Annotated in this window: 20 protein-coding genes; 13 read left to right on the plus strand and 7 right to left on the minus strand. The window is 35.0% G+C overall.

Annotated features, from left to right (window positions below; genetic code table 11):
* Nucleotides 1-75 precede the first annotated feature (75 nt).
* Entirely contained in the window at nucleotides 76-972 is an 897-nt protein-coding gene (locus ACOZ9X_RS03015) for a formate/nitrite transporter family protein (RefSeq protein WP_423416970.1), read from the minus strand.
* Between the two features lie 263 nt (nucleotides 973-1,235).
* On the opposite strand from ACOZ9X_RS03015, the gene ACOZ9X_RS03020 reads away from it, so the two are divergent.
* The 4 genes from ACOZ9X_RS03020 (at nucleotide 1,236) to ACOZ9X_RS03035 (ending at nucleotide 3,740) form a co-directional block, all read left to right on the plus strand.
* Nucleotides 1,236-2,426 carry a M14 family zinc carboxypeptidase gene (locus ACOZ9X_RS03020; protein ID WP_423416971.1) on the plus strand — a complete coding sequence of 397 codons (1,191 nt, stop codon included), beginning with the start codon at nucleotides 1,236-1,238 and terminating at the stop codon, nucleotides 2,424-2,426.
* A 336-nt stretch (nucleotides 2,427-2,762) separates the two neighbouring features.
* The gene (locus tag ACOZ9X_RS03025) at nucleotides 2,763-3,047 is read left to right on the plus strand and encodes a hypothetical protein (RefSeq protein WP_423416972.1); all 285 of its coding nucleotides are present in this window, start codon (nucleotides 2,763-2,765) and stop codon (nucleotides 3,045-3,047) included.
* 8 nt (nucleotides 3,048-3,055) lie between these two features.
* Nucleotides 3,056-3,397 carry a spore coat protein gene (locus ACOZ9X_RS03030; protein WP_423416973.1) on the plus strand — a complete coding sequence of 114 codons (342 nt, stop codon included), beginning with the start codon at nucleotides 3,056-3,058 and terminating at the stop codon, nucleotides 3,395-3,397.
* Between the two features lie 70 nt (nucleotides 3,398-3,467).
* Entirely contained in the window at nucleotides 3,468-3,740 is a 273-nt protein-coding gene (locus ACOZ9X_RS03035; RefSeq protein ID WP_423416974.1) for a hypothetical protein, read from the plus strand.
* A 108-nt stretch (nucleotides 3,741-3,848) separates the two neighbouring features.
* Here ACOZ9X_RS03035 and ACOZ9X_RS03040 read toward each other — a convergent pair whose 3' ends face one another.
* Both ACOZ9X_RS03040 and ACOZ9X_RS03045 read right to left on the minus strand, forming a co-directional pair.
* Nucleotides 3,849-5,120 (minus strand): MFS transporter, encoded by a 1,272-nt coding sequence (locus tag ACOZ9X_RS03040; RefSeq protein WP_423416975.1) that lies wholly within the window; start codon nucleotides 5,118-5,120, stop codon nucleotides 3,849-3,851.
* Nucleotides 5,121-5,156: 36 nt separating this feature from the next.
* Entirely contained in the window at nucleotides 5,157-6,464 is a 1,308-nt protein-coding gene (locus tag ACOZ9X_RS03045; protein WP_423416976.1) for an ectonucleotide pyrophosphatase/phosphodiesterase, read from the minus strand.
* A gap of 171 nt (nucleotides 6,465-6,635) precedes the next feature.
* Between ACOZ9X_RS03045 and ACOZ9X_RS03050 the strand changes: the two genes are divergently transcribed.
* Nucleotides 6,636-7,049 (plus strand): hypothetical protein, encoded by a 414-nt coding sequence (locus tag ACOZ9X_RS03050; RefSeq protein ID WP_423416977.1) that lies wholly within the window; start codon nucleotides 6,636-6,638, stop codon nucleotides 7,047-7,049.
* A 32-nt stretch (nucleotides 7,050-7,081) separates the two neighbouring features.
* Here ACOZ9X_RS03050 and ACOZ9X_RS03055 read toward each other — a convergent pair whose 3' ends face one another.
* Nucleotides 7,082-7,855: a hypothetical protein gene (locus ACOZ9X_RS03055; protein ID WP_423416978.1), complete on the minus strand. Its 774-nt coding sequence runs from the start codon at nucleotides 7,853-7,855 to the stop codon at nucleotides 7,082-7,084.
* Nucleotides 7,856-8,233: 378 nt separating this feature from the next.
* Between ACOZ9X_RS03055 and ACOZ9X_RS03060 the strand changes: the two genes are divergently transcribed.
* Both ACOZ9X_RS03060 and ACOZ9X_RS03065 read left to right on the plus strand, forming a co-directional pair.
* Nucleotides 8,234-9,832: a sodium:solute symporter family protein gene (locus ACOZ9X_RS03060; RefSeq protein WP_423416979.1), complete on the plus strand. Its 1,599-nt coding sequence runs from the start codon at nucleotides 8,234-8,236 to the stop codon at nucleotides 9,830-9,832.
* Nucleotides 9,833-9,920: 88 nt separating this feature from the next.
* A complete protein-coding gene (locus ACOZ9X_RS03065; RefSeq protein WP_423416980.1) occupies nucleotides 9,921-10,379 on the plus strand; it encodes a YndM family protein in 459 nt (152 codons plus the stop codon).
* A gap of 362 nt (nucleotides 10,380-10,741) precedes the next feature.
* Here the strand turns inward: ACOZ9X_RS03065 and ACOZ9X_RS03070 are convergent, their stop codons facing one another.
* The gene (locus ACOZ9X_RS03070) at nucleotides 10,742-10,948 is read right to left on the minus strand and encodes a hypothetical protein (RefSeq protein ID WP_423416981.1); all 207 of its coding nucleotides are present in this window, start codon (nucleotides 10,946-10,948) and stop codon (nucleotides 10,742-10,744) included.
* 643 nt (nucleotides 10,949-11,591) lie between these two features.
* Here ACOZ9X_RS03070 and ACOZ9X_RS03075 point away from each other — a divergent pair.
* The 3 genes from ACOZ9X_RS03075 to ACOZ9X_RS03085 are packed head-to-tail and all read left to right on the plus strand — an operon-like array spanning nucleotide 11,592 to nucleotide 15,718.
* Entirely contained in the window at nucleotides 11,592-13,421 is a 1,830-nt protein-coding gene (locus tag ACOZ9X_RS03075; protein ID WP_423416982.1) for a hypothetical protein, read from the plus strand.
* Between the two features lie 12 nt (nucleotides 13,422-13,433).
* Complete coding sequence (locus tag ACOZ9X_RS03080; protein WP_423416983.1) at nucleotides 13,434-14,597, plus strand: hypothetical protein; 1,164 nt, start codon at nucleotides 13,434-13,436, stop codon at nucleotides 14,595-14,597.
* Complete coding sequence (locus ACOZ9X_RS03085) at nucleotides 14,594-15,718, plus strand: AAA family ATPase (protein WP_423416984.1); 1,125 nt, start codon at nucleotides 14,594-14,596, stop codon at nucleotides 15,716-15,718. The genes ACOZ9X_RS03080 and ACOZ9X_RS03085 overlap by 4 nt, the downstream gene beginning before the upstream one ends.
* Before the next feature lie 299 nt (nucleotides 15,719-16,017).
* Here ACOZ9X_RS03085 and ACOZ9X_RS03090 read toward each other — a convergent pair whose 3' ends face one another.
* Together ACOZ9X_RS03090 and ACOZ9X_RS03095 are read right to left on the minus strand one after the other, a co-directional pair.
* Complete coding sequence (locus tag ACOZ9X_RS03090; protein ID WP_423416985.1) at nucleotides 16,018-16,602, minus strand: hypothetical protein; 585 nt, start codon at nucleotides 16,600-16,602, stop codon at nucleotides 16,018-16,020.
* A complete protein-coding gene (locus tag ACOZ9X_RS03095) occupies nucleotides 16,599-16,691 on the minus strand; it encodes a hypothetical protein (RefSeq protein ID WP_423416986.1) in 93 nt (30 codons plus the stop codon). The genes ACOZ9X_RS03090 and ACOZ9X_RS03095 overlap by 4 nt, the downstream gene beginning before the upstream one ends.
* Before the next feature lie 541 nt (nucleotides 16,692-17,232).
* Here ACOZ9X_RS03095 and ACOZ9X_RS03100 point away from each other — a divergent pair.
* The 3 genes from ACOZ9X_RS03100 (at nucleotide 17,233) to ACOZ9X_RS03110 (ending at nucleotide 19,808) form a co-directional block, all read left to right on the plus strand.
* Entirely contained in the window at nucleotides 17,233-17,907 is a 675-nt protein-coding gene (locus ACOZ9X_RS03100; protein WP_423416987.1) for a DUF4145 domain-containing protein, read from the plus strand.
* Nucleotides 17,908-17,959: 52 nt separating this feature from the next.
* Nucleotides 17,960-18,271, plus strand: a complete 312-nt coding sequence (locus tag ACOZ9X_RS03105; RefSeq protein WP_423416988.1) for a hypothetical protein — start codon at nucleotides 17,960-17,962, stop codon at nucleotides 18,269-18,271.
* A 391-nt stretch (nucleotides 18,272-18,662) separates the two neighbouring features.
* Complete coding sequence (locus ACOZ9X_RS03110; protein ID WP_423416989.1) at nucleotides 18,663-19,808, plus strand: restriction endonuclease; 1,146 nt, start codon at nucleotides 18,663-18,665, stop codon at nucleotides 19,806-19,808.
* Nucleotides 19,809-19,864 lie beyond the last annotated feature (56 nt).

Raw genomic sequence — 19,864 nt, forward strand, 5'->3', positions numbered from 1 at the left:
AAGAATAATCAACATTCTACTGAAACTCTAACAAAAAACACCCTTACTGTATATTACAATAAAGGTGTTTCACAATTATTCCATCTTATGTTTTATCTTTTCTACTTCCTCTTCTTCCTCTTTCACGATATCATCATCAATGTCTTCTTTAAAAGCGAAGGAAAGTAACAATGATACTAATATCCCTCCACCGATCAAGTTACCGATCGTAGCAGGAATTAAATTAAGAAGAATAAATTCATACCAACTGTATTCAAATCCTTCTAACACGGTAATGCTAAAATACCCCATGTTCGCCACGGCGTGTTGGAAATTTCCTGCTTCGAATATGATAACAGGTAAAAGAATTCCAAAAATTTTACCCATTACATCTCGTGCAGCCGTAGCAAGAACGGCTGCAATTCCAATAAGCCAGTTTGCAAGAATACCAGAGAATAATACTTGAAACCAACCCCATGTTCCTCTTTCAGTAAACTCCATCTTTTTTTCCATGAACTTTAGAAGTACTTCATAAAATTCTTTATCTAATGAACCTGACATGTTAAGTAGAAAACCAACAAACAATGCTCCTAAAAAGTTACCGATATAACAGATTCCCCAAAACCTCAATACCTTTTTACTGATCCAGTACTTAGATTGTAAAATATAGCTTGGCAGTAAGACGTTGATTTCTGTAAATAGAATGGATCCTGATAGAAAGATCATCGTATAACCGATAGCAAATCCAACCCCTGATAAAAGGTTAAAGGGACCAGTCGTTTCAACCCCCATGGATAATAAGACGGAACCTAATGCGCCAAATGCGATAAAAGCACCTGCCATAAAAGATAAAATGAATTGTGCTAAGTTAGAAACTTGTAAAGACGCTTTACCTTCTTCAATAAAATACTCAATAATTTGAACTGGAAAAAAGTATTGCCGATCTGGAACAGCTGCTTTTTTGCTATTATTATTGTCTTGATTCTCTTTCATGTTCTGCATTCCCTCTTATTATGTCATCCTCGTCCTACTACTCTTCCCATAATTTGAAGTATGCAAAACCAAATATGAATCATTTTATACAATAAAAATAATTATTTACTTTTATATACCAAATTTATGTGAGGTTTGACTTAATTACGGTAATCAAATTGAAACATTAAAGCCGACTATCCTCATGCGAAGCGATACATTTCCTTATCTATACTATTAATATACTCAAATAATAATAGGTTCAGTTGGAAGGAGAGAAGGCTTTGAAAAAAGGTTTAGTGTTGTTTATGGGGCTATTGCTTGGGAGCTTATCATTTTGGAGTTACAAGGGAGAAGCAGCAAGCTATGTAAATCCAATTCAAACGTATACATATGAAACCATGACGAGTAATATTAAAACACTTGCTCAAAAATATCCTGGATTAGTCCAATATCGTTCACTCGGGAAAACACCTTATGGCAGAGATATATGGGCAGTGAAGCTGGGTAGAGGGGATGCGACGATACTCTACAATGCATCTCATCATGCCAGAGAATGGATGACGACAAATATCGTAATGGAAATGATCGATCAGTATAGCGAACGTTATGTAGCCAACAGTACGATGGATGGTTACAATGTTGCAAACGTATTGAATAACACGTCGATCTGGTTTGTACCAATGACTAACCCAGACGGTGTCACACTTCAGCAAAAAGGTCTATCTGCTTTTCCTACAACAGCTCATGCCAACCTCATTAAGATGAATGGTGGAAGCAAGGATTTTAAAAGATGGAAGTCGAACGCACAAGGAGTTGATCTGAACAGACAATATCCTGCGCGTTGGGAACAGATTTCAAATAATGCGAAAGCTCCTTCTTATAAAGACTACAAGGGTAGTGCTCCACTTGTGACGAAAGAAGCAAAAGCGATGACTGCTCTCACTTACCTCGTAGATCCTGAAATTACAAATTCTTATCACACAGCTGGAAGAATACTATACTACCATTTTAATTATGGAACAAATACCTTTGAGGGAGACAAAACGCTTGGTACAACCCTGGCTAACATGACCGGCTATAGACTCATTCCTCCTGATACCCAGCTATCAAGTGGTGGTGGCTACAAAGATTGGTTTATCCAAACTTTCAAACGCCCTGGTTTTACGTTTGAACTTGCTCCATATGCAGGGGAGACGAACCCGCCGATCACGATTATTAACGAAGAATGGACAAGGAATAAAAAAGCAGGACTTTATATGGCAGTGGAAGGGGACAAGCGTTGGGAGAAGCGTATAACACCTATTATTAAAACCATAACTCTCACACAAAAGGTACCATTGCATGACAGACCGAATGTCAATCACAAGATGGCAGCAGCTAGTCTATATCCAGGAACGTACAAAGTGAATGCAGCGTATGGAAACTTTTATCGTATACAAACGATACTTGGACCAAAGTGGATCGTAAAATAAGTAAACGTAAAAACAAGCGGTGTAATGGCTGCTTGTTTTTTTTTGCTTTTTAGTATACCTGGGAAAGTAATAATGTGAGGGTATACGGCTAGCAGTTGTTTGTCGAATTTTGTAAACCCACCGATATATGATCAAAACTCGCCGTATTATAGCCAAATCTCGCCGAAATAATTATGAAATTTCTCGAATTACTCCCAAAGTTTCTCGAATTAATTATATGTATACCCCGTCTGGTATCTGGATCTCTGGAAATTCTCAGCGATTTTTAGCCTTTTACGAATAAACGCCGATGAGGAAGGAAAGATAAAGTGGTAAATATATGAAGGAGGCTCTTATATGCAACAACAGAACCAAAATCAAACACAGAATCAGCCTGTATTTCAAACTCCGCCACAAGTGATCACAGGTAAGGATTTAAATTATGTGATGGACATGCTTTCGTGGAACTTACTAGGAATGAAAAAAGCACACTTTATGGCAAATCAATGTCAAGATCCAGAAATAAAAGTTGTACTCGAAAAAGCATGCCAAATGCATGAAAGTCACTATAAGCGCATCATCAACCACATTTCAGGACAACAGGCAATGTTGAATCAATCACAAACTGGATTGCAGAACTAGAAAGGAGAATGTATATGGATCAGTCAAATAAAATTAAAAACCCAGAATCAACAGTAGCAAAGACTCCACAGATGAATGATAGAGATTATATCAATGACATTCTCTCTTACGAAAAATATATGACAGATTCTTATTCAACTGCGTTGAACGAAGCTAGTCATCATGCACTTTATCAGGATCTGCTTGCCGTTTTTAATGAAACGCAAAACATGCAAAGAGAGCTATATAATATGATGTTCAAAAAGGGCTGGTATGCACTTGAAGCAGCTGATGCTCAAAAGATGCAGCAAACGTATCAGCAATTTTCGAATTATATGAATCAGTTTCCACATCAGGGGCCAACCCAATAACTATACTAGAGAAAGCTTTGGCGAGTTCCATAGTCAAAGCTTTTTTCTATGTTCAACTGGACAAGTATCATTGTATCGAATAGCTGATTTGCATCAACAGCAATCTCTAGATATATCACCGCATAATATTCACTTGTTCCAAGTCTTATATCAACAAAAAGACAGATTAAAAGGTTATTTAATAGGAATTGAGCCGTTTGAAGTGAATTTTCATATCGGACTTAGTGAAGGTATGATTCAGAAGTGGGATAACTTACTATCCGAAGTAAAAAGAATAATGAATAAGTTAATTTTGAACAGGACTGATGATTTTCATTGCCGTATAGAAGAGGGAAGTATGTAATCGGAATTTTTGGAATGAGTTCACAAAAAATAATCCCCTTTAAATAAAAAGATAGTTTTAAAATCTGTCTATTTAAAGGGGAGCAAACCTCAATGCTCAAGGTTGTTTTTATACACTAATCGTATGAGATGAATCTACTTTCGGTTCTGGAACAAACATAAGAATCGTAATACCAATGATGAACAGAACCACAAGGCTGAACACAGCACTAGCAGAGTTTCCAGTCACTTGAGCGGTTACTGCGATTAACAACGGGCCCATTATGGAAGCGAACTTACCGAAAATATTATAGAAACCAAAGAATTCGTTCGAGTTTTCTTTTGGTACTAGTTTAGCGAAATACGCACGGCTTAGCGCTTGAATTCCACCTTGGGAAGTGGCAACAAGCATGGCTAAAATCCAGAAATCCATGGTTGTTTTTAAAAAATATGCATATATACAAACGATAATGTAGACCCCAATTCCTACATAAAGCATCTTCTTGCCAGTAAATCTCTCTGCTAATCTTCCGTATAAAATGGCAAAAGGAGCAGCGACGACTTGTGTGACAAAAAGAATGATTAAAAGATTAGTAGAACTGATTCCAAGATCTGAACCATAAGCGGTGGACATCGTTATGATGGTTCCAACGCCATCGATATAAAAGAAATAAGCGAGCAGAAATAAAAACAGAGCACGATACTTTCGTATTTCTTTCATTGTTTTACCTAAACGTTTAAAGCTGTTGATCAGAGGTTTCGGCTCTCGTTCGATGCCATACTTCTGGTAAACGTTCTTCAACATAGGAATCGTAAAAACTCCCCACCAAATCGCAGTGATCAAAAAGGCGATTTTACTTGCTATTGTAGTTGAGATCGGCAGAACCTCATTTTGTGCCAATACAATAATTGCGATACTGATTAAAAAAGGAATCGTACTCCCGATATAGCCTAATCCGAAGCCTCTTGAAGACACTCTGTTCATTCTATCTTCCGTTGTTACATCGGTTATAAAAGCATCATAAAAGACATTAGATCCGCTAGAGCCGATTGCAGTTAGCGTATAAAAAACTAATAATAAGAGCCATTGATCACTTGGAATAAAAGCTAATGCTGCAGTAGAAATAAGGCCGAGTGCAAAAAAGAATGTGAAGAATCGTTTCTTTAAACCTTTATAATCAGCTATTGTACCTAAAACGGGGCTAAGCATCGCTAATATAAACGTGGCAATCGCGATGGTATACCCCAAATAAGCGGTTGAATCCGATGAGCTGACTCCTGCATTTGTCGCAGCTGCTTTAAAGAACAAAGGAAATACAGCTGTTGAGATAATAATTGAATACGCTGAGTTTGCCCAATCATAATACATCCAGCTATTCTCTTCTTTCGTAAACCGTTTCATAGGTTTTGTCCTCTCTCTACTTGAATTCATTAAAATCTAGCTGGTTAAAAAATCTTGCACGACTTTACCATCTGTTTTTCCTAAATTTAGACCTAATAGTTTAGCAAATGTTGGTCCTTCATCGATTAAATGCATGGAAGGAACGATGACATTTCTTTTTATCCCTTTACCTGCTAATAACAGAATAGTTGAGTAGTCTTCTTTTTCAGGAGAATACCCATGACACGCATGTGTATACCGCTTTCTTCTCACATCTTGATCAGTAATTTCATTCAGAAAAGAGCCTTCATGATCTTCATTAAAATAAAAGCCGCGTCTGGCTTCTACCATAAACGCACAACGATCATCAGCACCGGTTGCAGCCGCTTGTTCTTGACTGTAGATCTTTTCAATACCATTTGTTTCATCAACCAATAAGTGGTTCAAAAGTTTGTGAACGACCTCCTTTGTTTGTAGATCAGATGAATCCTTCAGGTAAATATATGCTGATCCATCACAACTTTTGCAATAGGCTTTCCAATTTTGTATAGCCCCTTTTGATTCTGTTTCAATTAATCCATGTTTCTTTAATAAAACATTCAGTTTAATCGCTTTACTTTCATCAAGTGCGCTATGATCCCCTAATACTGCGATCGTGGTTTCTTCATAGATACCGGCTTCCTGTAAGGATTCGACAATTCTACCAAGTCTGTTGTCATGTCTCTTTATTGCATCCATTGCTTCATCAGAAGAAAAGCCGTGGTAGTGCCTCTGTGAATCGAGATCCACAAAATGAACAAGCAATAGCTGAGGTTTTTTATTCTTAATCGTATGTATTGTGGATTCTAAAACAAAATCATCAAGCTCAGGCTGGTTCAAACCACTACGCAGATGTCCGAATCGACGGTTCAAATCAAGTTGGTATCTTTTACTTCCGTTTAAGAGAGAAACAGGAATCTGGTGGTGCCACTTACGGTTCGCAAAGATCTCAGGCATGTTGTAATCGATGTTCGCTCTGGCAGTGACTGGCCATAGGAGTGCACCGGTAGTCATACCTGCTTTTTTAGCTTCATCATATAAAGTAGTTCCTTTAATATGTTTTCTGTGCCAATACCAATCAGGCGAAGCTTTGCCCGGCTGTGTTAGCGTGTTGTTTACGACTCCATGATTTTTGGGGTACCTTCCTGTAACAATCGAGGTATGACAGGGATACGTTACAGAAGGATAGATTGTCTCTACTTTTTTGCAATGGGAGCCTCGATTTAAAATTTCCTTAAAATGCGGAAGTTGCTCTAATATAGGAAAATCAAGGGAAGAAAGACAGTCAAAAGAGATGACAACTAAATGATTGGTTAGACGGGACATAACACTCCTCCAAAAGTTGCTAAGATTAACCATTCTAAATTAAATGATAGCATAAGGGAATATACCACGTGTAAAGTCTGTGTATGAATTATAAAAAATCATATCATTTTCTTTCCAAACTTTGTAAGTTGTGTTATGAATGAATTATCTCATTAAATAGCGGGTGATGAAATGATCAAATGGTGGTTAGGTGTTGTATTGATGTTTTTTATCACAACCGGGGTAATATTGTACGTCTTCACGATGGATTACGCTTCCGAAAAAGCAATGGTAGAAATCACAAAAGAATTAAAGTCGAATGAAGATGAGATTACAAAACTTCTAGAAGATCCTGAGATTAGAAAGTACATAGAAACAGGAAAACCTCCAAAGCAGAAGTTGCCATTTACTACGAAGAATGATGCGGTTCAATTTATCTCTGAAAGATACTCGGTTCAAGAGTTAGCAACCATAAGAGAAAAAGTAAGTAAAGGCTTGAACGAAGATGAAAAGCTAGCGGTATATGAGAAGTTGCTCGAAAAAGTTACGGATGATGAGCTGATGGCGTTAAAAGTAGTCGCTTTAAAAGAGATAAAGAAGAAATAAAAAAAGCCCCTACGTAGGGCTTTTTTGTGTCTTTAAAACGATACTCTGATTTTTCCATCAACTTTTGAAATATAGTAGCCTTGATTTTCGCCCTCCTTGACTTGAATGGGTTCTCCCGTTTTAATGACTTCTTGAATTTGATCTTTAATCGTGGGATGCATATCGTATAGAACTTCAACGTTTTCGATCGAAACCGTATTGATGCCCGTACTAAAGCCCATAATCAATTGATCGGTAGAATTATCAAACATCAAAAAACAATCACTATTCTCAATCGCATAAAGAGCAGCATCATGTTTCTTTGCGATGGCTACAAGATGTTTTAAGTTCTCATGTGTGTCATCCATTAAGCTCACGTATGTGTAGCCGTCGATGATTTTCGTTTCCGGTAACTTCGCTTGTGTTTGCTCTTTTTGTTTAGGTTTTTCCTCTACAATTTTTGTTTGAGGCTGAACAGCAGGCTTTGGTTCAAGATTTGTTGTTTCATTTTTATTTTCTATAGGCTTTTCGGAAATCTGCGGCTGTACTACTTTTTCTTTTTTAACTGGATTTTGAACTGTTTTTTCATTTTGAGATTGAACAGGAACGTTCACTTTCGAAACTGCTACCCGTTCTTCATTTTCCTCGACATCATTTTGTTTATGTTTCAGAACCTCGTTTAATCGTTCAGAAGTAACAGCCTCATGTTTAAGAGGAGCATTTTGTTCTGTTGCTCTTACTTTGCTTTCAAAATCGTTATTATTTAATACCCCGAGAGTTAGTAATGCTGTTGCTGTAAAGATTACCGTACGTTTTTTGAATTTCAATTTAAATCCTCCCCAATGTCTTGTTAATTATTAGACGAGAGAAGTGCTGTTATGGTTTCACTAATATTACAGAAATATTTCATGAATGTTACAAAACGATATTTTCTAGAAAAAATTAGGAACTTTAAAGGGGATTCTATGGATAAAAAGAAGTCATTTAATACGTCGGTATTAGGAGGAATGATGAGAGTAATTTATTTTACATAATTATGAAAGCGCATTCAAAGTAATTTGTTTTCACACATTGGAGGAGATTATGCTTATGCTGGGAATGGAAGATGGACTTATCACATTTGTATGGGTGGCTACTGTTGTTTCGGCATTAGGGTGTGTTGTATTTGGTGGATTCATGTGGAACAGAGGAGGCGATGACTCAAAATGAATTTTGCTGTCCTTATCCCAATTCTTATCGTTTATATGGGTATCATGTCCTGGCTTGCTTATTATGGATATAAAAAGACCGTAACAGAATCAGATTATTTAGTGGGAGGGCGAAATATACACCCTGCGATCATGGCATTATCGTATGGAGCAACTTTCATTAGTACATCTGCCATTGTTGGTTTTGGTGGTGTGTCGGCAGCTCATGGATTTAGCTTGTTATGGCTTGCTTTCCTTAACATTGTACTAGGCATATTTGTAGCATTTGCAATTTTCGGGACCAAAATTAGAAAGTTGTCACTTGATCTAAACGCCACAACGTTTCCTACATTGCTAGGAAAGAGATATGATTCAAAATTTATCACGGTTTTTTCAGGAACTATGATTTTTATTTTAATGCCAGCCTATACGAGTATCGTTTTGATCGGGGGAGGAAGATTTCTTCAAGAATCACTTTCCATGAACTTTAATCTCGCTCTTATTCTGCTAGCTGCAATCATTGGGATATATGTAGTAACAGGTGGAATTAAGGCCGTCATGTATACCGATGCATTTGGTGCGGTTGTCATGTTGATAGGAATGGCTATCTTTTTATTCGTTACCTATCAAGCCGTAGGTGGCATTGTAGAGGGGCATAATGGATTAACAGCAATGAAGAATCTCGTACCTCAAGCACTTGTCGATCAAGGTCATCAAGGCTGGACAAGTATGCCTGAATTTGGATCTCCACTTTGGTGGACCATTGTTAGTACTATAATCATGGGAGTTGGAATAGGAGTACTGGCGCAGCCTCAACTCGCGATGAGATGCATGACTGTAAAAGATGATCGAGCACTTTATCGTTCTGTATTAGTCGGCGGTGTTTTTATCTTTTTTATGACTGGTGCAGCTTTTGTGATCGGCCCTTTAAGCAATCTTTATTTTTATGAAAAAACCGGTGAGATCGCTTTAACAGCCGCAAAAGGAAACGTCGATCTTATCATCCCTATCTTCATAAACCAAATCATGCCTGAATGGTTTATCTATCTGTTTACACTCACTTTATTATCTGCCACAATCTCTACAGTTAGTTCACTCATTCATGTTCAAGCAACAGCTTTTGGCCAAGATATTTTAAAAACTCTTGGTGTCCAATCCTTATTTGGATCAAAGCTCAATCCTTCAAGAATCGGCGTGCTCATTGGAGTAATCGCTGCTGTTATATTAGCTTACTTGCTTCCAGCTGGGATCATCGCTCAAGCAACGGCTTTTTGGTTTGGCATATGCGCAGCCGGATTTATGCCGGCTCTGATTGGAGCACTTTATTGGAAAAGAGCTACAAAGAGCGCAGCTACAGCAAGTATGATCGTCGGATTTACTGTAAGTATCATCGGTTTCTTATTCATACACCTTAAAGAATCTGCTGCTATCGGGTTATCACAAGCGTGGTTTGGAAAAGCAGCTCTATTTCCTTATCCATGGACGCACATTGATCCTTTATTCTACGCTTTACCTTTATCTACAGCCGTATTCATAATCGTTAGCTTACTCGATAAAAGAACAAGCTTTACACAGAAAAAAGAAAAAGAACCGATGATACCAGCTGTATCTGAATAAATCTTTCGTGGCAAACTCAATTCATTTCAAGAAGTATGAACCTCCGCTATTTGTTGCAAACTAGGAACAGATAAAGGAGGTTTTTTACATGGATCAAGTAAAAGTCATTATTATGAAATTTCTTGTGTGCCTGATCGCATTTTGGATTGGACTCGATCTGTTCTTTGACGCTTCGATCAGTGATATCGTTTCTTTTGCGGTTACAACAACTGCAATCACATATATTGTAGCGGACCGCATATTGTTACCGAGAATAGGTAAGAACAACACGTTAATGGCAGAATTTATTTTAGCGTATCTAGTGGTTTGGATTTTCGGATCAATCTTGTTAAACGGATACTTGCAGATTGCGTGGGGAAGTGTGATCGCAGCGGGGATTATCACCGCTACAGAAGTTTTTGTTCATCAATACTTATTAAAGCACATGATTTCAAAGGATAAAGAGAGAAACGTGAGGCAGCAAAGAAGGTTTAGACCAGGCTTTCGTTATGCAACGGAATTTGCTGAAGAACAAGACCCAAGAAACAAAAATAATAAAGAAGAATAGATCCCTCAAAAAAGTATCATTATGTATACGTATGAAAAAATCCCTTGAGTTCTCTCAAGGGATTCGTTATTTTTTACATTTGTATGGTGGTGGAGACTAGCGGGATCGAACCGCTGACCTTTTGGCTGCCAGAGGAAATCTTGAAATAAAACTGAGTCAATTCAGATTAATCAAGATAAAATAAGTCTTATTCTATAAGGTATTTCTCGATATATAGATAAATGTAAGTAAATCTAAACCAAAAGAATAAATTATGTCTGTGCACCATTTTGTGCACTGCATTTTATTTAAATAAATAAGGAGTATAAGAAAATCTCGGATTGATTTGAATTGGAGCTTTATTGATTTAAGGTTTTTGCCCTTTAATGCGAACTTTTATAATCCCAGTAACCCGTTTCGACTTTTTCCAATTGATCTCTCACGTATTCCTTTAGATCGTCTTCCATTTCATCCCCTTCAACCTCATCTGTAGTAAATGTAATTTGCCTTGCTCTTTTAAAATCCATTACTGTTACCTTTCGATATAAATTTGTAGGACTCTTTACTGTAAACATAATTCCATATCTCATTTTAAATCACCCCTTTGGAAATTATTATATACGAATATACGTTCGATTTAAATTTAAATAAAGCGCTGCGTTATAGTGTATAAAAGGGATATAAAAGAAGGATGTCACCTAAAAACCTTTAAATCGCAACTAATAAGAACCAATTTAGATATTTAAATTGTTTAATACGGAGAACCGCAGGATATGGAGGAAAACCAACATTGATTTTTATTTGTAATAGTGTAAAAAGCTGAAAAGTTCCTATTCCACAAACGGGCCAAATAGTGGAGTAACTCTCTTATGGCGTAATAAAAAACTATTTTAAACTTGAAGGTATTAAGAACTAAATCGGAAAAGCAAAATGTATGTGATAACACACCTAAGCTCCATTACCGTTTTCGAACGTAGAAACTTCATCTAGAGGGCGGAAATAGAATCTACTGGGACAAAAAATAGAGATAATGGCTGATTCGAATAGATTTTCAAATCAGCCTATTTTGTCTTTAAGAACACTATAGGAATCCATGTGTTTTCTGGTAATATTGTAATAAGTTGGTTTTATTGAAGGAAAGATATGCTGTTGCTGAAAATTGTTATTGATGAGGAAAATGCAAACCATAGCGATATGGTATGAGATTGCTCTTATAAAGAAAAGGCAGATTGGGTGAAATCTGTTATTAGCAATATTAATTTGTGTATAAAAACACACGCATTGCTTGAAGGACATTTGAGATTAACATATCTCTTTACTTTATTTTTGGGAAAAGCACAGATCAGTCAGAAACACGCAAGAATGGATGTTTTAAAAAAGTTGGAAGGACTGTCTAGAATTATGGCTAATAAGAATGCAAATCAGATTATTGAATTGGATAATATTGAAACTACTGACTTTAATCTTGAAGAAGTAGAAGGTCTCTTAGCAAAACAGTTAGAGGAAAGCTTTTCTGATTTAGAACTATTGGAAAATGATAGAGAATCAATAGCAGATCCTGATTCTTTAGGAAAAGTAGTATTGGATGAAGTTTGGAAACAATTTGGTAATCAAATTGGACTCGACATGACGAATGAGACATTAATTCAAAAATATGATAGAGAGCATCCTGAACTATATAAGGATATTGCTGTCTCGGTTTTACGAGATCAACAATACAAAGACGCACATAAGGCAATGACGGAACAACAAAAAGCCGGCACTTTAAAGGATGAATATACAGGGAGAAATTTAAAGCGTAACGAAAATGCTAATTTAGATCATGTAGTATCGAGAAAAGAATTATTTGAAAATCAAAGAAGAAAGCAAGCTAATTTAAGTGTTACTGGTCTTGCCAACAAAGAAGAAAATCTAAAGGCTACTAATGAATCTTTAAATAAAAGCAAAGGTGCAAAGAGTAACAAAGAGTATTTAGAAAAACGCGAGGTTAGAGAAAAAGAACTTATAAAACAAAACGAAAGGGCAAATAAAAAAATTGATGAATCAAACTTGTCAGATGTTGATAAACGTGTGCAAAAAGAAAAAAATAATAAGCGGCTAAAGGATAAGCTTGCTGCTGATAATGATCTTATGATGAAATCTGATAATGAAGCAAGAAAATCAATTAATAAAGATATTGCTTTTAATGCAGCAAAAGAAGTTGGCAAAAAAGCAGGAAAAGATGCCTTAAAGGCAATGGCTGTTTCAGCACTATTTACATTGTTGAAAGAAATTATGAACGGCTTAATCCGTTTTATTAAGGCGGGTTCTAAGTCGTTTAATGGATTTTTATCTGAGATGCGTGAATCGATAAAATCGTTCTTTTCCAAAATTCTCAGTTTTGTTAAAACGGGAGCATCAACATTAATTAGTACCATTATATCTGAAATTTTGGGTCCGATTGTAAGTGTATTCAAGAAATTGGCAAGCGTCATAAAGCAAGGAGTATCTTCTCTTATTGAAGTAGTTAATTATCTTCGTGATAAGAAGAACAAGGACAAACCGTTTTCAATAAAGATAGCACAAGTCGGAAAAATCATAACTGTTGGAATAGTGGGTGGCAGTGCGCTTTTTTTAGGGGAAGTGTTTGAAAAATTTTTACTAACTGTTCCTGGAATGCAATTTGAGATCCCTCTAATGGGTTCTCTTGCTAATTTGATTGGTTTATTTTTATCAAGTTTAGTATCTGGATTAGTGGGTGCCATCGTGTTAAATCTTATCGATAAGTTTATCGCCAAAAAGATTAAAGAAGAAAAGAACAAACAAATTATCGGTGAGAAAAATGGAATTATGAATCTTCAACAAGTACAACGTTTTGTAGCTCAAAAACGTGTAGTAGCATTGAAAGAGAATGTGATGAACGAAATCTCAGAGAATCACGCCTTAGCGAAGGACATAATGCAACAATCTCTTAATAAGATATTTGATGATAATCAAGCTAGTGGCTCTAAAAACAAGAACACTATTACTGAAAATCAGAGTGAAATACTTCAAATGCAAAAAGATTTAGAAGGCTTACTTTAAAGGTGATGAGAAATGACAAAGTTATTGACGAAAGAGGAATCCTCAACTAATGACCAAACAATCATCGTGTCCACTAGAGGTAAGGGTTTCAATAAAAAGAAAAATGAATTAAAAGCATTCAGTGAGAAACTGCCTAAAGAAGCAGAATTACCTAGTGTACCAGTTACGGGAGGCTTATTTGGGTGGTTTAATTATGATGTTACGGGTAGTGACTTAAACAGGCTCACTGAGAGTATTCAAGATAAAATGATTGATCAGAATAAAGTTCTTGTTAGAACGATTCAAGAGTTTAATACCATTTACGATACGTTTTCTGCATTAGATAAAGAGTACATTCAGGGAATCTTAGTCTCATTGAAAGCAGCTGAAGAAGCTAATGCAAAAGCATTAAAGGGGATAGAAGGCGTTGAGGTTAATCAAAACGAGATCAAACAAATGATCAATCAACAGAAAAAGGTAATCCAGGTCCTGCAAAGCTTTAAAGAAAAGATTGAGAGAATAGAACACCTAACAGACGTGGATACAATTTTTTCTATCTATTCAACCATGCAAGAGAATATTACTGCAATTGATGCAAAGATTGAAGTACAAGATCAGACAGTAACTGATTTGAATGTTGAAACAAAATCATTGTTATCTTCGCAGTTAGATTTTCAAGATCATCTGAATCAACTAAAAGAAAGCCAACGAAAACAATTTCAAACAGTAAATCAACGGGTATCACATCAAAATAATAATATAACTAAAATCGAAACAATTAATACAGAAAACAAGACTAGTATCGAAACTCTAAATAAGGAAGTTGCTAAACAGGGAGAGAAATTCGGTGATTTAAAACAATTATTTCAGGACGATATCCAGACTCTATCAAAAAAAATCTTTCGAAATCATTCAGAGTTTGATGCAAAACTGGATTTAACAACTAACGAAGTCAGTAAAAACAAGATAGATCATGAAGATGCTATAAAGGAACTAAGCGTTGGAATTGAGCAAAAAGCGGAAAGAATGTCTTCGTTTTTTGAATCTGAATTGTCAAAGGCAAAAGATGAAATTACAGAGCTTAATCAGTTTACATTACACTTATCAAAAGGGTTGAAAACTACTAGAGTTTTTTCATTTGCTAGTATTGCTATAACATGTGTTTTAGTGCTTTTAATAGTAAGCGGTGTGCTATGATGATTTCAGAGCATTACAAACGTCAGCTGATGAAAGAAGCAAAGCAGTTAGACATCACTCTAGGACAAGCATCTGAATTGGAAATATTAGCTCAAGAAATAACGGATGAACAAAATGATAAAGCTGCTTTGGAGCTCATTAAAAATCTAGGTATCCTAACGAAGAACCAATCTATACCCAGTATGGAACAAAAGCAAGAAAAAGTTATTGAAACATTATATAAATATTTAGGAGCCTCAAAGGTTGATAGTCTTATCCAAGACTTAAAAGAGTCTTCAAATGTGTCGCTAGATGCACTACTTAACCAACTAGACGAACTGGTTGGTCTGGAAGATGTAAAGCAACAAGTCCGTGACTTGATCGACTTTAATCAAATCCAACAATTACGAGTAAAAAATGGATTGAAGAAGTCTAATAAAACGATGCATATGGCATTCCTGGGCAATCCCGGCACAGCAAAAACGACAGTGGCTCGTATTGTTGGGAGGATGTATAAAGCTATCGGATTATTAAGTAAAGGACAATTTATTGAAGCAAGTAGGACTGATTTAATTGCTGAGTATCAAGGACAAACAGCAATCAAGGTAAAAAGGTTAATTAATCGTGCTAAAGGTGGAGTCCTATTTATTGATGAAGCGTATAGTCTAACTGAGAATGATCATAGTGATAGTTATGGGAGAGAAAGTCTTACTGAGCTAACAAAAGCTCTAGAAGATTATCGAAATGACATCGTTGTAATCGTAGCTGGATATACAGATTTGATGGACAAGTTCTTTAAATCTAACCCAGGATTAAAGTCAAGATTTAATACTTTTATTTCATTTAGTGATTACTCACTAGATGAGCTTAGTCAAATATTCACTTACACTTGCAAACAAAATGACTATATTGCCGATGAGCAAGTGATTAAAAAAGTCCGCGATTTACTGCAAACGAAATTAAATGAAAAAGAAGATCACTTTTCAAATGGTCGTCTTGTTCGAAATTTATTTGACGATATAACACTTAATCAATCGAAGAGACTAGCGAAATCGTCGGGGCATATTTCTAAAGAATCGTTAATGTTCATTTGTAAAGAAGATGTGCCTCAATATAGCGGAATTGAATTTATAGACCAATAAGCTATTTTAATAATTCCTGCCACGTGTAACGATACTGTTCAGTTATTAGTTAATAATTAACCATCGGGTGCATTTCTTTTAGGAGGAGGAATGCTCTTTTTTATATTGACGCATCGATAGCAGAATAATGGAGGGGCACTTACTATGCATATAGGTTTAAGACTAATTTAAATGATTAAATTATAAGAAACTATGATTTTTTCTTCAACAAATAAGGTGTATTTCTTCTAACTACAAAAAGGCACCATCTGATAAGAGATTTCTGCTCTTGATCGTGTCCTCCTGATGGCTGATAGAACTTAATAAAACGGAACATCGATATTCATCTTCTTTTTTTTCATAACCTTTTTTTCCGGCCTTTGATATACCATTTGCACTTTTACAGGCCTACCATTTTCCTTTACATGGTCAATGTCAATAAACGAAATGAATTTTATGATTTGCGCTTCCCCAGGCTTCAAACTCAAGATATGAAAACATTCTGTCTCACTTGGATGAGATAAGTATAATTTTTCTGCCTCGTCTCCAGAATCTAATTTATTTAAGTCAATTAATAATAGCCCTATTAATTTTGCATTGTTAATACTACTAACCTCTAAACTAAAATCAGTCAATACTTTATTAGCTGTTGAGTTATTAAAAAACAATAATTCGAAATTTAATGTGTAATGTTGACTTGATTGATAATAATAATCGGTTGTGTAAAGTTTTTCTTCTTTTTCTTTTCTTAATTTCCTTTCTCTTCCATCATCGTTTGAAGATAACCAAGAGTTTCTTTGGAAAATTTTTATTTTTCCTGTTTTACCAAAAAAGTAACTAAGTGTAAACCCAACTATAGCTCCAATTACACCCTGGAATTGACTTAGATGTTCAACAATATTCAAAAATCTTCCCCCTTATCCCACTTAACACGCTTCACCTTTACTCGATGTTTGATTATTTTTGTTTCTACATGTGTTGGCATTATAGTCATTTTACCATTTCCATTTGAAATCACTACCAAATAGATGAAGTTATTTCAATGAAATAGATTTAGTCGGTAACCCCTAAGCTCCTTGTAATGTCATAGGTTCGTTTGTTAAACGGGATCCTTCTTGTCCCAACCAGCCTGAAACATGTTTATACAAGTAGGGGGTGAACAGTTTTGCTGACGGGATTTAATCCCACGGGTGCTACGTTCTACCCCGACTACCGCTATAATAAGACCAAATAGAAAAAGGTCAACCAGAAATTCTGGCTAACCTTATATTACTATCGGGTGCTTTAACAGAATAAGCGTTTAAACCATAGAGCATGTGGTATAGTGGTCTATTTTTAGTTGATATAGCCAACATCCATCGAATGAATCTTCTATATTCCATTTTTAGCGGTAAAACGTTCATTTTATGCAGTTTAAAGCCTATCAGATACCCCTATTTGAGTAAAATATGCGCCTAGCATGTCACTTTTCACACCCATGAAAAATTAATAGATTCACCCAATATTTACATGTAAAATGGATATGGGTGATGAAAATGACTTTATTAGAAGAAAAAGTTTATTGTAAATCATGTAAGGGGATAAGAAATCATTTTATTATATATCAATATCCTGTTCACCAAGATAATGAAGATCTGGAAATTATTTTAAATCATTCAGTGTTAAAGTGTGCTGGTTGTGATGAAATTACTTATGCAGACGTTTATAACATTGCACCATTTGATGAATATTCAATTGGTCACATTCAGATATATCCAGATCCTCCAGCAGTTAGTAAAGCCATCCATAGTAAATTTTTACCGTTTGAAACAACTATGCCTTTGAATATCCAAGAAATTTTTGAACAACTAATCTCTTCTTATAATCAAAAACACAATCTTTTATGTGCTATTGGATTAAGAACTCTAATCGAAGCGATTTGTAATGAACTAAGAATTACCAAAGGATTTAAATACGACAACACTGGTAAACCTCTAACTCAAGAAGGTAAGAAAGAAAGTATTGAAGGAAAGATATATGGTTTATTTGAACATAAGCATATAGTTTGGTATGAAGCATTGATATTACAAAGAATTAGAGAAATAGGAAATGCAGCAGCCCATGAATTAGTTACTCCTACATCAGAAGAATTGCACAGTGCTATTGCCATTGTGGAGAAACTAATAGATAACATATACCATTTAAAAGAGCATAAACTTTTGAAGAAATAAAGGAAATATCTCCCTTTTTGTCGTATTTAGTAGATAGAAAGGGGGTGTGGAAATGGAAAAAGAATTAACCCTTAGAGAAATAAGAGATAGATATCAGTATGATAAAACATTAAGAAAATATTCAGATAGACATTATTTTAAAGATCATTCTATTTTCGGAAATGTTAACAGTAATAATGATGTAAAAAGACATAGGAACTATCTCGTAAATTCACTCGAGACTTATAAAAGCATTTCTCCCTTAGTTCAAGATGATATAAAGGATATTGAACAAGCGATGGCAAGATACGAAATAGCAGTTAGGAAAGTAATTTCTACATTTGACAATCCAAATACTAATTTTGACTACAATGCTAAGAATTAAATAAACTTATTGAAGATGTATTTTTACAACATGAAAGTGTTCATAAGTTGTTAATGAGAAAGTTGTATCAGGATTAGTAGCACTCCTAACCGAGTGCTTTATTCAATTTAAGGGCGAATAATGGTCTTTATTACACGAGTATTTTCAAATTATGTACATAATAAAATGACAAAAGAAGAATCAAGATCGTTGATTCTAGGTATATTTGCAATTCTTACTAACGAACATAAATCAGATGAACAAAAGGTAAAAATGATTGAGAATGTATACAAAAAAGTTTTTCTTAATCACGATAAAAAAGAACACTCTAAATAGGGTGTTTTTTTATTTCCTATACCAATTTTAAAATCAGACATGGTAAAATTAGTTAAAAGAGTAAAGAGAAGTGATAATGATGAATAAATCTATTTTAATTCCAAAAACACATCTTTCTGAAGCAGTTGGTTGGTCTGAAAGTACTGGCAGAGCATGGGTAAATAGATTTAAAGATTTTATTCCAAGTGTCAATAAAGGGAATAAAAAATTTTATAACGAAGAGTCCATTAGGATTTTTTCATTAATAAAGAAGTTAAATGAAAGTGGACTGTCAGGTATAGAGATATTAGAAATATTTAACACTCAAGGTGTTCCTAAAAATGATGTTGAATTAAAAGACATAATTAAGCACTATAAAGAAATATCTTTAAACTATGATGAAAGGATTGCTGAATCTATTCCTTCTCAAAAAGATTTAGTTATTCCAATTCTAAACTATTTAAAAGATGGCAATGCATATACTACTTCAATGTTAAATCAAAGTATCGCAGAACATTTTTTACTTACAGAAGATCAAAAAAACGTTACCTATCCTTCTAATAATCGAGAAAGTATTTTTTTACATAGGATGAGATTAGCGAGGTTTAGTTTAAAAAAGCAAGAATATATTGATGAGGTAAGTAAATTTACTTATCAAATAACTAATGGTGGGTTAGAACTATTAAATGAACGCATAGATGAAATTGAAGATGAAATTGAAGAATTAGAAAAGGTTATTGATCCTTTTGAAGTAATACAGGAAAAAGTTGATGAAATTGAAGGGGATCTAGTTCATGACCTAATAGACCATCTTAAACAAGCCCATTGGAGAAAGTTAGAAATAATTGTTGTCCAACTTTTAACTGCTATGGGTTACGGAGATGGAGAAGTTACTGGGAAAACAAATGATGGTGGATTAGATGGAATTATTAAGGAAGATAAGTTGGGTCTAGATAACATTTATATTCAAGCAAAGAGATGGGAAAATACAGTAGGTAGACCTGATGTTATGAGTTTTTCAGGGGCGTTAGACGCAAAAGGGGCTAGAAAAGGCATTTTTATTACAACTTCAAGTTTTACGAATGGTGCTAAGGAATATGCAGACCGTTTAGAATCTAAGAAAATTGTGTTGATAGATGGTAAACGCTTGGCGAGGTTAATGATTGAAAATAACATAGGAGTAAACATAAAAAAATATTTAGTTATTAAAGAAGTTGACTTCAGTTATTTTGAAGGTGAATAAAAAGGAAATTACTTCCTGTATGTCTAATATACTGGTTATAAAGACTTATAGGAGGC

Origin of the sequence: Fictibacillus nanhaiensis (assembly GCF_049537595.1) — a bacterium.
Lineage (GTDB): Bacteria > Bacillota > Bacilli > Bacillales > Fictibacillaceae > Fictibacillus > Fictibacillus nanhaiensis_F.

Bases quoted from the DNA above. Each gene is read 5' to 3' on its own strand.
- ACOZ9X_RS03015 (WP_423416970.1), bottom strand. From the start codon at position 972: ATGAAAGAGAATCAAGACAATAATAATAGCAAAAAAGCAGCTGTTCCA.
- ACOZ9X_RS03025 (WP_423416972.1), top strand. From the start codon at position 2,763: ATGCAACAACAGAACCAAAATCAAACACAGAATCAGCCTGTATTTCAA.
- ACOZ9X_RS03030 (WP_423416973.1), top strand. From the start codon at position 3,056: ATGTATATGGATCAGTCAAATAAAATTAAAAACCCAGAATCAACAGTA.
- ACOZ9X_RS03040 (WP_423416975.1), bottom strand. From the start codon at position 5,120: ATGAAACGGTTTACGAAAGAAGAGAATAGCTGGATGTATTATGATTGG.
- ACOZ9X_RS03045 (WP_423416976.1), bottom strand. From the start codon at position 6,464: ATGTCCCGTCTAACCAATCATTTAGTTGTCATCTCTTTTGACTGTCTT.
- ACOZ9X_RS03050 (WP_423416977.1), top strand. From the start codon at position 6,636: ATGATCAAATGGTGGTTAGGTGTTGTATTGATGTTTTTTATCACAACC.
- ACOZ9X_RS03060 (WP_423416979.1), top strand. From the start codon at position 8,234: ATGAATTTTGCTGTCCTTATCCCAATTCTTATCGTTTATATGGGTATC.
- ACOZ9X_RS03065 (WP_423416980.1), top strand. From the start codon at position 9,921: ATGGATCAAGTAAAAGTCATTATTATGAAATTTCTTGTGTGCCTGATC.
- ACOZ9X_RS03070 (WP_423416981.1), bottom strand. From the start codon at position 10,948: ATGAGATATGGAATTATGTTTACAGTAAAGAGTCCTACAAATTTATAT.
- ACOZ9X_RS03080 (WP_423416983.1), top strand. From the start codon at position 13,434: ATGACAAAGTTATTGACGAAAGAGGAATCCTCAACTAATGACCAAACA.
- ACOZ9X_RS03085 (WP_423416984.1), top strand. From the start codon at position 14,594: ATGATGATTTCAGAGCATTACAAACGTCAGCTGATGAAAGAAGCAAAG.
- ACOZ9X_RS03095 (WP_423416986.1), bottom strand. From the start codon at position 16,691: ATGACTATAATGCCAACACATGTAGAAACAAAAATAATCAAACATCGA.
- ACOZ9X_RS03100 (WP_423416987.1), top strand. From the start codon at position 17,233: ATGACTTTATTAGAAGAAAAAGTTTATTGTAAATCATGTAAGGGGATA.
- ACOZ9X_RS03105 (WP_423416988.1), top strand. From the start codon at position 17,960: ATGGAAAAAGAATTAACCCTTAGAGAAATAAGAGATAGATATCAGTAT.
- ACOZ9X_RS03110 (WP_423416989.1), top strand. From the start codon at position 18,663: ATGATGAATAAATCTATTTTAATTCCAAAAACACATCTTTCTGAAGCA.